The sequence below is a fragment of the Aquiflexum balticum DSM 16537 genome, assembly GCF_900176595.1.
GTDB classification, from domain to species: domain Bacteria; phylum Bacteroidota; class Bacteroidia; order Cytophagales; family Cyclobacteriaceae; genus Aquiflexum; species Aquiflexum balticum.
Genome location: NZ_LT838813.1, coordinates 177,395 through 189,619 on the forward strand (window position 1 = coordinate 177,395; position 12,225 = coordinate 189,619).

Below are 12,225 nucleotides of genomic sequence, written 5' to 3' on the forward strand. Positions count from 1 at the left end.
TAAGAAATTAAACTCTTCTACGTTTTGGAGGACGGCATCCATTATGCGGAAGCGGAGTCACATCCACAATTGTAGTGACATCTAAACCTACATTTTGTAAAGTTCTGATAGCAGACTCACGTCCTGCACCAGGTCCTTTTACAAAAACCTCAATTTTTCTCAATCCCAAGTCATATGCCACCTGACCGCAATTTTGCGCAGCCATTTGAGCAGCATAGGGGGTGTTTTTCTTTGAACCTCTGAATCCCATTTTACCGGCAGAAGCCCAAGATATCACCTGACCAGAATTATTGGTAATAGAGATGATGATATTGTTAAAAGAAGCTTTGATATGCACTTGACCTACCGCTTCTACTTTAACTACTCTTTTTTTACCTTTAGCTTTATCGTTTCTTTTCTGAGCCATAATCTAATTCAAGATTTATTTAGTTGCTTTCTTCTTATTTGCAACAGTTTTTCTCTTACCTTTTCTAGTTCTTGCATTGTTTTTGGTTTTTTGACCTCTAACAGGAAGACCTTTTCTGTGTCTCAAACCTCTGTAGCAACCAATATCCATCAATCTCTTGATATTCAGTTGAATTTCAGATTTAAGAGCACCTTCTGTACGAAACTCCTCTGTAATGATAGTTCTGATAGCAGTAGACTCATCGTCATCCCACTCCCCGGCTTTCTTGTCATAAGAAATTCCTGCCTTTTCTAGGATCGCTCTAGCTGAACTCCTACCTATTCCGAAGATGTAGGTCAAGCCGATTTCACCACGCTTGTTGTCTGGTATGTCAACACCTGCAATTCTTGCCATAATGATTAACCTTGTCTTTGTTTAAACTTAGGATTCTTTTTGTTGATAACATATAGCTTTCCGTTCCTACGGATAACCTTACAGTCAACACTTCTCTTTTTTATAGATGCCTTTACTTTCATTTGAGTAATATTTGTTTTTTAAAGGTCACTTGGAATTAACCGATAGCCTCTGCCATTTGTAAAAGGCAAAATACCCGGCCAATTCCCGACATATTATTTATACCTGTAAACTATTCTGCCTTTAGAAAGATCGTAGGGAGACAATTCTAATTTCACTTTGTCACCTGGAAGGATCTTAATATAATTCATTCTCATTTTACCTGAAATATGGGCAATCAATTGATGTCCATTTTCAAGTTCCACTTTAAACATTGCATTGGACAATGCCTCAATGATGGTTCCATCCTGTTCAATAGATGTCTGTTTCGCCATATTTAGAATTTAAAATTTTCTTCTATGTACTGATGTGTTGTCAATATTTCAGTTTTGTCTTCAAAGATTGCAACCGTATGTTCATAATGGGCCGAAGGTTTTCTATCAGCAGTCCTGATTGTCCATCCATCTCTTTCCTGAACGATATTCCTTGTCCCGAAATTAATCATGGGTTCAATAGCAATCACCAAACCATCTTTCATCAAAGGCCCACTTCCCTTTTTTCCATAATTGGGAACCTCCGGTGCTTCATGCAAATGTTTACCTAATCCATGTCCGACTAATTCCCGAACCACTGTAAACCCTTTTGCTTCCACAAACTTCTGAATAGCATATCCAATATCACCAATACGATTACCAAAAACGGCTTTCTCTATTCCTAGATAAAGAGAATCTTTGGTTGCATTAAGCAATGACAAAATTTGGGGGGAGACTTCACCGACAGGGTAAGTATAAGCTGAATCGCTATGAAAACCTTGGTGAAAGACTCCACAATCCACTGAGATTATATCGCCATCTTTCAATACATAATTACTAGGAAAACCATGAACAACCACTTCATTTACTGAAATACAAAGGGAGGCAGGAAATCCATTATAACCTTTAAACGAAGGTACACCTTTATTATCTCTGATGTACTCTTCTGCAATCTTATCCAGAAAAGAGGTCTTTACCCCTTCCTTAACATATTTAGCTACTTCTCCGTGAGCTTTTCCTAATATCTTTGCACCTTCCTTAATTAACTGGACTTCCTCAGAAGTCTTGTAATGAATCATATTGCAGCAGCGTAATTCGAAGGATTATTTTTCATGTTTCCACTTTTCATCATTCCTTCATAGTGTCTCATCAAAAGATAACTTTCAATTTGTCTAAGTGTATCCATAATAACACCTACCATGATCAAAAGGGAGGTACCACCATAGAATTGAGCAAATTCACCACCTACTCCGGCAATAATAGCAAAGGCAGGAAGAATAGCAACAATAGACAGGAGAATAGAACCAGGTAAGGTAATTCTCGAGATAATATTATCAATAAAGTCAGCTGTAGGTGCTCCAGGTTTAATACCGGGAACAAAACCTCCATTTCTTTTCAAGTCTTCGGCAATCTGCTCAGGATTAACTGTTATTGCAGTATAGAAGAAAGTAAAAAGGATAATCATGACAGCAAACACCAAATTGTATTGCCAGGATGTGAAATCACTGAAGGTACTTCCAATATAGTTGGCTATATCATTTTCGGATGACCAAATCTGAGCTACCAAAGCCGGAAGAAACATTAATGATTGGGCAAATATAATGGGCATAACTCCGGATGCATTCACTTTTATCGGGATGTATTGCCTTTGTCCACCATATACTTTACCTCCTACAACCTGTTTGGCATACTGAACAGGAATTCTTCTAGTGGCTTCAGTCAAGGCTACAACACCTAATACTACAAAGAAGAGAATACCCGCTTCGATAAGAAGCAACAACATCCCTGAAGTTCCCTTTGCCAATACTTCAGCAATGATCGCTCCCGGAAATCTTGAAATGATACCAATCATAATCAACATTGATATACCGTTGCCAATACCTTTTTCTGTAATTTTTTCCCCCAACCACATACAAAGCATTGTTCCTGCTGAAAGCAAAACCAAAGAACTGAACATGAATAAAGAGGTACTTACCATTACAGCACCTGTTGGAAGGATTGTGGCAGTAATATAACCGACACCCTGCGCAACAGTAATCGCTATAGTCAGGACTCTGGTAATTTGATTTATTCTCTTTCTACCAGATTCTCCTTCTTTTTGTAATTTTTGAAAGTATGGAACACCAACAGTTAAAAGCTGCAACACAATGGAAGCAGATATGTAAGGCATTATACCTAAACCGAAAATGGATGCATTACTGAACGCACCACCCAGGAAAGTATCAATCAAACCGAATATACCCTCTGGAGCATCGCCTAATTTTGATGGATCAACACCAGGCAATACGATAAAAGAACCGAGTCTAAATATAATCAGAAACCCAATTGTATTTAAGATACGAATTCTTAAATCTTCAATAGAAAAGATATTCTTAACTGTTGAGATAAACTTTTTCATTTAATTAAAGCTTGTTTACTGTTCCGCCTACTTTTTCAATTGCTTCTACAGCAGAAGCAGAAAATAAGTGGGCACTAACATTTAATTTGGTTGTAAGTTCGCCTCTACCCAACACTTTTACAACATCTTTTTTGGAAACCAATCCATGCTCAACCAATGTTTCAAATGAAACGTCAACCAGATTGTATTCCGAAGCTAATGCCTGAATTATATCCAAATTGATAGGTTTGTGAACTACTTTATTGAGGCTTTTGAAACCAAATTTAGGAACTCTTCTTTGAAGAGGCATCTGACCACCTTCAAATCCTAATTTAGATTTGTATCCGGATCTTGATTTGGCACCTTTATGGCCTCTGGTGGATGTACCACCTCTACCGGATCCAGTTCCACGACCGATTCTTTTATTCGATTTTATAGAACCTTCAGCAGGTTGTAATGTATGTAATTTCATAATTAAGCTTCCTCCACTTTTACAAGGTGACTTACTTTCTTTACCATACCAGCGATTGCGGGATTATTTTCAATCTCCACAGTCCTGTTTATTTTACCAAGTCCCAAAGCTATAATAGTAGCTTTTTGATCTTTTGGTCTTTTTATAGTACTTTTTATCTGAGTTACTTTAATCTTAGCCATTTTCTTAACCGTTAAAAACTTTTGACATTTTAACACTTCTTTGTTGAGAAACAGCGATAGCATCTCTTAATTGAACCAAAGCATCAATTGTAGCCTTCACAACATTATGAGGGTTGGAAGATCCTTTTGATTTAGCCAATACATCGGTTACCCCTGCACTTTCCAAAACTGCACGCATCGCACCACCGGCGATAACACCAGTACCGGCAGCAGCAGGCTTGATTAAAACAAAACCACCTCCGAATTTGCCTAGTTGCTCATGAGGAATAGTTCCTTTCAAAACCGGAACTCTAACCAAATTCTTCTTGGCATCTTCAATACCCTTGGTAATGGCATCAGTAACTTCGTTTGCTTTACCTAGACCATAACCAACGACACCTTGTCCATCACCTACTACAACTATTGCAGAGAAGGAAAATCTCCTACCACCTTTTACAACTTTAGCAACACGGTTGATAGCTACTACTTTCTCCTTTAATTCTGTATCGGTTGCCCTAATGGGTTTTCTTTTTACTTGAGACATAATTGATTAAAATTTAAGGCCTCCTTCCCTTGCACCTTCTGCAAGAGCTTTGACATTTCCATGATATAAGTATCCACTTCTGTCAAAAACGACTTCAGCAAAACCATTTGCAACCGCTTTTTCAGCAAGTTTCTTCCCCACTTCTTTCGATACCGCTACAGTAGTATTACTAATAACACCAAGTTCTTTGGAAGATGCTTGTGCCAAAGTATGACCTTTGAGGTCATCTATCAACTGTGCATAAATACCAGTATTGCTTTTAAATACTGCTAAACGAGGTCTAGATTCAGTACCGGAAATTTTTCTACGGATACCTTTTTTGATTCTAAGCCTTCTTAAATTCTTGTTAAAAGCCATTTTAGTTATTTTTTACCGGCAGTTTTACCAGCCTTACGTCTAACAATTTCACCAACAAATCGCACACCTTTACCTTTGTAAGGTTCAACTTTACGTAAAGATTTGATTTTAGCAGCAATTTGACCAACTAGTTCCTTATCAATACCTTCCAAAGTCACCAAAGGATTTTTACCTTTTGGTGTCTCAGTCTTCAAACTGATTGATTCAGGCAATGCAAAGAAGATATTGTGTGAATATCCAAGGGAAAGTTCAAGAACTTGACCCTGATTGGTTGCTTTATAACCTACCCCTACCAATTCCAGTTCTTTTTTGAATCCATCAGATACGCCAATAACCATGTTATTGACCAAAGAACGGTAAAGACCGTGTAGTGATTTATGTCTTTTTGATTCTGTGGGTCTTTCAAGGATTATTTCTTTACCCTCTACTTTCACAGCAATGTCGGGATTAACTTCCCGACTAAGTGTACCTTTGGGACCTTTAACAGTCACTGCATTATGAGCAGTGACGTCTACAGTTACACCCGCCGGTATATTTATTGGTTTTTTACCTATTCTAGACATAATAGTTTATTAATATACGTAGCAAAGTACTTCTCCTCCGATTCCTTCTGTTCTCGCTTCCTTGTCGGTCATTACACCTTTGGAAGTAGACAGGATGGCAATACCCAAGCCATTGATGACTCTTGGGAGATCTTCATGTTTTACATATTTTCTCAAACCTGGCTTACTAATTCTACTAAGAGAAACGATGGCGTTCTGTTTTGTTGCCGGATTATATTTCAAAGCTATTTTGATGGTTCCCTGTGGGCCATCTTCTTCAAATTTATAGTTTTGTATATATCCTTTATCATGAAGCACTTTCGTCATTTCCTTCTTGATATTAGAAGCAGGTATCTCAACGATTCTATGAGTAGCCTTGATGGCGTTCCTCAATCTTGTCAGATAATCAGCTATTGGATCAGTCATATTTATATAAGTCTAACTGCACTCTCCCGCAATGGGCGTGCAAAGTTACACAATGATTTTCAGAATTAAAACTCTTGCTTAAATTTTACCAGCTAGACTTGGTTATCCCTGGGATTTTACCAGCAGAAGCCATCTCTCTAAAGGTAACCCTATTGATGCCAAACTTTCTCATATATCCTTTTGGACGACCAGTAAGTTTACATCTATTATGAAGTCTGACAGCAGATGAATTCTTAGGTAGTTTGTCCAAAGCTTCGAAATCACCGGCAGCTTTTAACTCAGCTCTTTTCTTAGCATACTTTGCTACCAGTCGTTCTCTTTTTCTCTCACGAGCTTTTAATGACTCTCTTGCCATAATATTTTTAGTTATTTTTGTTAACGAAAGGCATACCCAAAGCTTTCAACAGTGCATGACTCTCCTCATCGGTATCAGCAGAAGTCACCAAAGTGATATCCATACCTGAGATTCTGTTCACTTTTTCAATGCTGATTTCAGGGAAAATTATTTGTTCGGTTACACCTAATGTATAATTTCCTCTTCCATCAAAACCTTTATCACTGATTCCTTTGAAGTCTCTTACCCTTGGAAGAGCAACAGTCATCAACCTATCAAGGAATTCATACATTCTGTCTCCCCTCAAAGTTACTTTCGCGCCTATAGGCATTCCTTCCCTCAACTTAAAGTTGGAAACAGAAGTTTTGGCGATAGTAGCAACAGCCTTTTGACCTGCGATCAAAGATAGCTCTTCAACTCCTTGGTCAACCAATTTCTTATCAGCAACTGCGGCACCTATTCCTTTATTGATAACAATTTTTGTCAACTTCGGAACCTGCATTACAGAACTGTACTGAAATTTCTCCTTCAAAGCAGGGACTATTTCAGCATTATATCTTTCTTTAACTCTAGGTTTAGCCATTGATTACCTCCCCTGTTTTCTTAGAATACCTAACTAATTTACCATTCTCTCCAATTTTTCTACCGGTCCTGGTAGCTTCACCTGTTTTAGGATCTACCAGCATCAGGTTACTGATATGGATTGAAGCCTCTTTCTTTTCAATACCTCCTTGAGGATTGGAAGCTGTAGGCTTTACGTGCTTTGTCACCATGTTGAGACCTTCAACAATAGCCCTTCTTTTCTGAAGGTTGACAGAAAGGACTTTACCTGTTTTGCTTTTATCATCTCCGGAAAGGACCTTAACGGTATCCCCGGTTTTGATATGCAATTTTGGTTGCTTATTAAATTTTCTTTCCATGATTACAATACTTCTGGGGCTAAAGATACAATTTTCATAAACTGCTTCTCTCTCAACTCCCTTGCCACTGGACCAAAGATACGGGTACCTCTTGGCTCGTCGTTGTTATTTAAAAGTACAGCTGCATTATCCTCAAAACGGATATACGAACCATCTTTTCTCCTTATCTCTTTTTTCGTTCTTACAATAACCGCTTTGGATACGGTACCTTTTTTCATATTGCTGGAAGAAATAGCAGACTTAACAGTTACCACGACTTTATCACCGATGGAAGCATATCTTTTCTTTGTTCCACCCAATACACGGATCACCAGTACTTCTTTAGCACCTGAATTATCCGCAACTCCTAATCTGGATTCTTGTTGTATCATGATTACTTAGCCCTTTCTACAATTTCTACTAATCTCCAACGCTTGTTTTTACTCAGCGGACGAGTTTCGCTTATACGGACAATGTCACCTTCATGAGCATCATTTTTCTCGTCATGAACCATAAATTTGGTAGTCTTAGCAACAAATTTGCCATAGATAGGATGTTTTACTCTCCTTTCGATAGCAACTGTAATGGATTTTTCCATTTTGTTGCTGACTACTTTTCCTATTCTTTCTTTACGAAGATTTCTCTCAGTAGTAGCCATCTTATTCTTATTTAGCTAGTTGTTTTGCCCTCAAGGCTGTTTTCAATCTTGCGATGAAACGTCTTGATTCTCTTAATTTATTCGGATTCTCTATTGGAGAAATAGCATGAGCAAAGCGCAATTTGGTTAAATTTTCTTGCTCAGCGGCTATACGGTCGGCTATCTCACTTTCTGAAAGTGATCTGATTTCTGTATTTTTCATAGTTCTAATTATCCAACGTAATCTCTACGTACTACGAATCTTGTACTTACTGGAAGTTTTTGTTGCGCTAGTCTCAAAGCTTCTTGAGCTGTTTCAAGGTTTACACCTGTTGCTTCAAAAAGGATTGTCCCAGGTTTGATAACAGCTACCCAATATTCAGGAGCACCTTTACCTTTTCCCATACGAACCTCAGCAGGTTTTTTGGTAATAGGTTTGTCAGGGAAAATCCTGATCCATACCTGACCTTCTCTTTTCATTGCTCTGGTCATGGCAATACGGGCTGCTTCTATCTGACGGGAAGTTATCCATCCAGGCTCCAAGGACTTGATTCCAAAGTTGCCAAAGGAGAGCGTATGTCCCCTTTGAGCCAAACCTTTGACCCGTCCTTTATGCATTTTTCTATATTTCGTTCTCTTAGGCTGTAACATGATTTCTCACTTAAAGGTGAAGTTAGTTATTTCTCTTTCTTCTCTTTGGGCCACCAGCTTCTCTACGCTTTCCTCTTGGGCCTGCAGCACCGGTTGATTTTGGTTCATTGGCAGCGCCTATGTTAGGAGAGAGATCTCTCTTTCCGTAAACTTCTCCTTTGAAAATCCAAACCTTGATGCCTATGATACCATAAACAGTATTTGCCTCAGAAACAGCGTAATCAATGTCAGCTCTCAATGTATGCAAAGGAATTCTTCCTTCTTTGTACATTTCAGATCTGGCCATTTCAGCGCCACCCAATCTACCTGAAAGTTTAACTTTGATACCTTCCGCACCTACTCTCATCGAAGCTGCAATGGATTGTTTCATCGCCCTTCTGAATGAGATACGTGCCTGAAGTTGTTGTGCAATTGACTCTCCTACCAATTTGGCATCCAATTCCGGACGCTTGATTTCAAATATGTTGATCTGAACATCTTTACTGGTAAGTTTTTTCAACTCTTCTTTTAACTTATCTACCTCAGCGCCACCTTTACCAATTACAACACCCGGACGGGCGGTATGAATAGTAAGCGTGATTCTTTTCAAAGTTCTTTCAATAATAACTTTAGAAATTCCACCTTTTGGAATTCTGGCATTGACATATTTTCTGATTTGTTGATCTTCATACAACTTCTCAGCGAAGTCTTTACCACCGTACCAGTTGGAATCCCATCCTTTGATTACACCAAGCCTAAAACCAATTGGGTTTACTTTTTGTCCCATAGTCTGATTTTAATTAGATTTTTCAGTTGTTTCTACTTCATCAGCGGTAACTGCTGGACTGTAGGCATCTACAATCAGGGTCACATGATTTGATCTTTTACGAATTCTATGAGCTCTTCCCTGTGGAGCTGGTCTCAACCTTTTCAGCATACGTCCACCATCTACAAAAATGGTTTTGATATACAGATCAGCTTCTTCAAGTTTCTCATCAGGGTTTTTTGCCTGCCAGTTGGCCACAGCAGAAAGTAGAAGTTTTTCCAATTTAATTGCTCCATGGTTAGGAGTAAACTTCAAAATACTCAATGCCGGTCCTACTCTTTTGCCTCTTACAAGGTCAGCTACCAATCGCATTTTGCGGGGAGAAGTAGGAACATTATTTAATCTTGCTATTGCTTCCATGATTATCTCTTTCCTTTATCTTTTTTGGCAATATGACCTCTAAAATTTCTGGTAGGGGCAAACTCTCCAAGCTTATGGCCTACCATATTATCTGTTACAAAAACAGGAATAAATTTATTGCCATTATGCACAGCGAAAGTATGGCCTACAAAATCCGGTGATATCATAGATCTCCTTGACCAGGTCTTGATCACGGACTTCTTGCCGGATTCGTTCATAACATCCACTTTTTTGGCCAAATGGTGTTCTATATAAGGGCCTTTTTTTAATGAACGTGCCATAATTATTTAGATCTTTTACTGATGATGAATTTGTTAGAGTACTTCTTAGGAGATCTGGTCTTTTTACCTTTGGCAAGTAGACCGTTTCTTGACCTTGGATGACCACCTGAAGAACGACCTTCACCACCACCCATTGGGTGATCGACAGGGTTCATGGCTACACCTCTTGTTCTTGGTCTTCTACCTAACCAACGGTTTCTACCTGCTTTACCCAACACTACGTTCATGTGATCTCCATTGGAAACAACTCCAACAGTTGCCATACATGTACCCAAAACCAACCTCATTTCTCCTGATGGTAATTTTACGGTAACATATTTTCCTTCTCTTGCAACCACCTGACCATATCCACCGGCGCTTCTCGCCATTGCTCCACCTTTTCCTGGTTTCAATTCAATGTTATGAACAATAGTACCCAATGGTACACTGATCAAATTCATTGCATTTCCAATTTCAGGTGCAACATTTTCTCCAGAAATCACTGTTTGCCCGACTTGCAAACCTTCTGGAGCAATAATGTAGGTTTTTGCGCCATCCACATAGAATAACAATGCTATGCGGGCAGTCCTGTTTGGATCGTATTCAATAGAATGAACTACCGCCGGAACGCCAAACTTATCTCTCTTAAAATCTATGACTCTAAGTCTTTTCTTATGACCTCCACCAATATATCTGGAAGTCATTTTACCTGCACTATTTCTACCGCCTGTTCTCCTTTTTGGAGCCATAAGAGATTTTTCAGGCTTTGATGCTGTAATCTCATCAAATGCCGGAGCAACTCTAAATCTGGTTCCTGGGGTTACGGGCTTTAATTTTTTAACTGCCATGATCTTGATTCAATTAAATTTCTCCGTAAAAATCAATAATTTCACCCTCAGCTACTTTGACAATTGCTTTTTTGTAAGCATTGCTAAAGCCTGATACAATTTTGGTCTTGGTATACCTGGTCTTGGGCTTTCCTGCATATCTCATAGTACGCACGGCTTCCACCTTTACACCATATATTTTCTCTACGGCTCTTTTGATTTCTGGCTTGGTAGCAGTTTTTTCTACCATAAACCCATAGACCCCTTGCTCATTCATAGCAGAAATCTTTTCTGTAATCAAAGGTTTTTTAAGTATCTGCATCTTATTGTTTCAATAAAAGGGTTTCTAACTTACTTACTGAACCTTCACACAATACCAAATTATCAGCATCCAACAATTCATATGTATTGACACTGTCAACTGTAGTAACCTTGGTTTTAGGTAAATTTCTGCTTGATAAGTAAACATTCATGTTGACTTCTGGAAGTACCAATAAAGTTTTTTTATCAGACAAAGAAAGTCCATTTAATAAAGCGATATAATTCTTTGTTTTTGGAGTATCAAAAGACACATTTTCCAAAATCATTAAACTATTGTCTTTTACTTTGTAAGTCAAGGCTGATTTTCTTGCCAATTGCTTCAATTTCTTGTTCAATTTGAAAGAATAATCTCTCGGTTTTGGACCAAATACTCTACCTCCGCCTCTGAAAACAGGAGACTTAATGGAGCCTGCTCTGGCACCACCGGTACCTTTTTGCTTCTTGATCTTTTTGGTAGATCCAGCAATTTCGTTTCTTTCTTTAGACTTGTGAGTACCTTGTCTTTGGTTAGCTAAGTATTGCTTAACATCAAGGTAGATCGCATGATCATTAGGTTCGATTGCGAAGATATCATCTGAAAGATTCACTTTCCTGCCTGTATCTTCACCGTTATGTTTTATTACTGCTAATTCCATGTGCTTACTTCTCTAAAATAACGAAAGAATTTTTCGGACCTGGTACAGAACCACTAACAAGCAACAAATGCTTTTCAGGATAGATTTTAAGAACTCTAAGGTTAATTACCTTAACCCTATCACCACCAGTTCTACCGGCCATTCTCATACCTTTGAATACTCTCGATGGCCAAGAACATGCACCAATTGAACCAGGGTGTCTCTGTCTGTTATGCTGACCATGGGTCGCTCCACCAACTCCTCCAAAACCGTGTCTTTTGACAACGCCCTGGAATCCTTTACCTTTTGAGGTTCCGATAGCATCTACGAAGTCTCCTTCTACAAATACCTGACCGGCTTCTACGGTTTTCCCAAGATCAACTTGGCCTTCGAATTCGACCCTGAAGTCTCTGAATTCAACAACTTTCTGCTTTGGCGTTGTACCGGCTTTTTTGAAATGGCCGATTAAAGGCTTGGGAGTATTTTTCTCCTTTCGCTCACCGAATGCCAACTGAACAGCGTTGTACCCGTCTGATTCTAAATTTTTTACTTGCGTCACTACGCAAGGACCAGCTTCTATTAGCGTGCATGCGACATTACGTCCATCGGCACTGAAAATGCTAGTCATTCCAACTTTTTTACCTATAATTCCAGACATCTTCTGTTATATAATAAACTTAATACTCAAGCAATTAAACGCTTGGGTGG

General features: G+C 38.7%; 26 protein-coding genes. All 26 read right to left on the bottom strand.

Annotated features, from left to right (window positions below; all coding sequences use genetic code 11):
* Window positions 1-7: 7 nt before the first annotated feature.
* The 26 genes from rpsK to rplC all read right to left on the bottom strand — a co-directional run bounded on the left by rpsK (window position 8) and on the right by rplC (window position 12,175).
* Window positions 8-406: a 30S ribosomal protein S11 gene (rpsK, locus tag B9A52_RS00780; RefSeq protein WP_084118500.1), complete on the bottom strand. Its 399-nt coding sequence runs from the start codon at window positions 404-406 to the stop codon at window positions 8-10.
* A 15-nt stretch (window positions 407-421) separates the two neighbouring features.
* A complete protein-coding gene (rpsM, locus tag B9A52_RS00785; protein WP_084118501.1) occupies window positions 422-799 on the bottom strand; it encodes a 30S ribosomal protein S13 in 378 nt (125 codons plus the stop codon).
* A gap of 5 nt (window positions 800-804) precedes the next feature.
* Window positions 805-921 carry a 50S ribosomal protein L36 gene (gene rpmJ / locus B9A52_RS00790; protein ID WP_014772314.1) on the bottom strand — a complete coding sequence of 39 codons (117 nt, stop codon included), beginning with the start codon at window positions 919-921 and terminating at the stop codon, window positions 805-807.
* A 93-nt stretch (window positions 922-1,014) separates the two neighbouring features.
* Window positions 1,015-1,233 (bottom strand): translation initiation factor IF-1, encoded by a 219-nt coding sequence (gene infA, locus B9A52_RS00795; RefSeq protein WP_040480068.1) that lies wholly within the window; start codon window positions 1,231-1,233, stop codon window positions 1,015-1,017.
* A 2-nt stretch (window positions 1,234-1,235) separates the two neighbouring features.
* Window positions 1,236-2,009, bottom strand: coding sequence for a type I methionyl aminopeptidase (gene map, locus B9A52_RS00800; RefSeq protein ID WP_084118502.1), 774 nt, complete (start codon window positions 2,007-2,009; stop codon window positions 1,236-1,238).
* On the bottom strand, window positions 2,006-3,328 hold the full coding sequence (gene secY, locus B9A52_RS00805) for a preprotein translocase subunit SecY (RefSeq protein ID WP_084118503.1): 1,323 nt from the start codon (window positions 3,326-3,328) through the stop codon (window positions 2,006-2,008). The genes map and secY overlap by 4 nt, the downstream gene beginning before the upstream one ends.
* A gap of 4 nt (window positions 3,329-3,332) precedes the next feature.
* Window positions 3,333-3,779, bottom strand: a complete 447-nt coding sequence (gene rplO / locus B9A52_RS00810; RefSeq protein ID WP_084118504.1) for a 50S ribosomal protein L15 — start codon at window positions 3,777-3,779, stop codon at window positions 3,333-3,335.
* Between the two features lie 2 nt (window positions 3,780-3,781).
* Window positions 3,782-3,961 carry a 50S ribosomal protein L30 gene (gene rpmD / locus B9A52_RS00815; RefSeq protein ID WP_084118505.1) on the bottom strand — a complete coding sequence of 60 codons (180 nt, stop codon included), beginning with the start codon at window positions 3,959-3,961 and terminating at the stop codon, window positions 3,782-3,784.
* Window positions 3,962-3,965: 4 nt separating this feature from the next.
* Window positions 3,966-4,484 (bottom strand): 30S ribosomal protein S5, encoded by a 519-nt coding sequence (gene rpsE, locus B9A52_RS00820; protein ID WP_084118506.1) that lies wholly within the window; start codon window positions 4,482-4,484, stop codon window positions 3,966-3,968.
* Window positions 4,485-4,490: 6 nt separating this feature from the next.
* Window positions 4,491-4,841 (bottom strand): 50S ribosomal protein L18, encoded by a 351-nt coding sequence (rplR, locus tag B9A52_RS00825; RefSeq protein WP_084118507.1) that lies wholly within the window; start codon window positions 4,839-4,841, stop codon window positions 4,491-4,493.
* Between the two features lie 5 nt (window positions 4,842-4,846).
* Complete coding sequence (gene rplF / locus B9A52_RS00830) at window positions 4,847-5,404, bottom strand: 50S ribosomal protein L6 (protein WP_084118508.1); 558 nt, start codon at window positions 5,402-5,404, stop codon at window positions 4,847-4,849.
* Between the two features lie 9 nt (window positions 5,405-5,413).
* Complete coding sequence (gene rpsH / locus B9A52_RS00835) at window positions 5,414-5,809, bottom strand: 30S ribosomal protein S8 (protein WP_084118509.1); 396 nt, start codon at window positions 5,807-5,809, stop codon at window positions 5,414-5,416.
* Between the two features lie 85 nt (window positions 5,810-5,894).
* Window positions 5,895-6,164, bottom strand: coding sequence for a 30S ribosomal protein S14 (rpsN, locus tag B9A52_RS00840; protein ID WP_084118510.1), 270 nt, complete (start codon window positions 6,162-6,164; stop codon window positions 5,895-5,897).
* 7 nt (window positions 6,165-6,171) lie between these two features.
* A complete protein-coding gene (gene rplE / locus B9A52_RS00845) occupies window positions 6,172-6,726 on the bottom strand; it encodes a 50S ribosomal protein L5 (RefSeq protein ID WP_084118511.1) in 555 nt (184 codons plus the stop codon).
* Window positions 6,719-7,063, bottom strand: a complete 345-nt coding sequence (rplX, locus tag B9A52_RS00850; RefSeq protein ID WP_084118512.1) for a 50S ribosomal protein L24 — start codon at window positions 7,061-7,063, stop codon at window positions 6,719-6,721. The genes rplE and rplX overlap by 8 nt, the downstream gene beginning before the upstream one ends.
* Window positions 7,064-7,065: 2 nt before the next feature.
* Window positions 7,066-7,434 carry a 50S ribosomal protein L14 gene (rplN, locus tag B9A52_RS00855; RefSeq protein WP_084118513.1) on the bottom strand — a complete coding sequence of 123 codons (369 nt, stop codon included), beginning with the start codon at window positions 7,432-7,434 and terminating at the stop codon, window positions 7,066-7,068.
* Window positions 7,435-7,436: 2 nt separating this feature from the next.
* Complete coding sequence (gene rpsQ / locus B9A52_RS00860) at window positions 7,437-7,700, bottom strand: 30S ribosomal protein S17 (RefSeq protein WP_084118514.1); 264 nt, start codon at window positions 7,698-7,700, stop codon at window positions 7,437-7,439.
* Window positions 7,701-7,707: 7 nt separating this feature from the next.
* On the bottom strand, window positions 7,708-7,902 hold the full coding sequence (gene rpmC / locus B9A52_RS00865; protein ID WP_084118515.1) for a 50S ribosomal protein L29: 195 nt from the start codon (window positions 7,900-7,902) through the stop codon (window positions 7,708-7,710).
* Between the two features lie 8 nt (window positions 7,903-7,910).
* Entirely contained in the window at window positions 7,911-8,330 is a 420-nt protein-coding gene (gene rplP, locus B9A52_RS00870) for a 50S ribosomal protein L16 (RefSeq protein WP_084118516.1), read from the bottom strand.
* A 22-nt stretch (window positions 8,331-8,352) separates the two neighbouring features.
* Complete coding sequence (gene rpsC, locus B9A52_RS00875) at window positions 8,353-9,096, bottom strand: 30S ribosomal protein S3 (RefSeq protein ID WP_084118517.1); 744 nt, start codon at window positions 9,094-9,096, stop codon at window positions 8,353-8,355.
* 9 nt (window positions 9,097-9,105) lie between these two features.
* Complete coding sequence (gene rplV / locus B9A52_RS00880; RefSeq protein ID WP_084118518.1) at window positions 9,106-9,495, bottom strand: 50S ribosomal protein L22; 390 nt, start codon at window positions 9,493-9,495, stop codon at window positions 9,106-9,108.
* Window positions 9,496-9,497: 2 nt separating this feature from the next.
* Complete coding sequence (gene rpsS, locus B9A52_RS00885; protein WP_009034213.1) at window positions 9,498-9,776, bottom strand: 30S ribosomal protein S19; 279 nt, start codon at window positions 9,774-9,776, stop codon at window positions 9,498-9,500.
* Window positions 9,777-9,778: 2 nt separating this feature from the next.
* Complete coding sequence (gene rplB / locus B9A52_RS00890) at window positions 9,779-10,603, bottom strand: 50S ribosomal protein L2 (protein WP_084118519.1); 825 nt, start codon at window positions 10,601-10,603, stop codon at window positions 9,779-9,781.
* A gap of 13 nt (window positions 10,604-10,616) precedes the next feature.
* On the bottom strand, window positions 10,617-10,904 hold the full coding sequence (rplW, locus tag B9A52_RS00895) for a 50S ribosomal protein L23 (RefSeq protein WP_084118520.1): 288 nt from the start codon (window positions 10,902-10,904) through the stop codon (window positions 10,617-10,619).
* Between the two features lies 1 nt (window position 10,905).
* On the bottom strand, window positions 10,906-11,538 hold the full coding sequence (rplD, locus tag B9A52_RS00900; RefSeq protein ID WP_084118521.1) for a 50S ribosomal protein L4: 633 nt from the start codon (window positions 11,536-11,538) through the stop codon (window positions 10,906-10,908).
* A gap of 4 nt (window positions 11,539-11,542) precedes the next feature.
* Window positions 11,543-12,175: a 50S ribosomal protein L3 gene (gene rplC, locus B9A52_RS00905; protein ID WP_084118522.1), complete on the bottom strand. Its 633-nt coding sequence runs from the start codon at window positions 12,173-12,175 to the stop codon at window positions 11,543-11,545.
* Window positions 12,176-12,225: the final 50 nt, after the last annotated feature.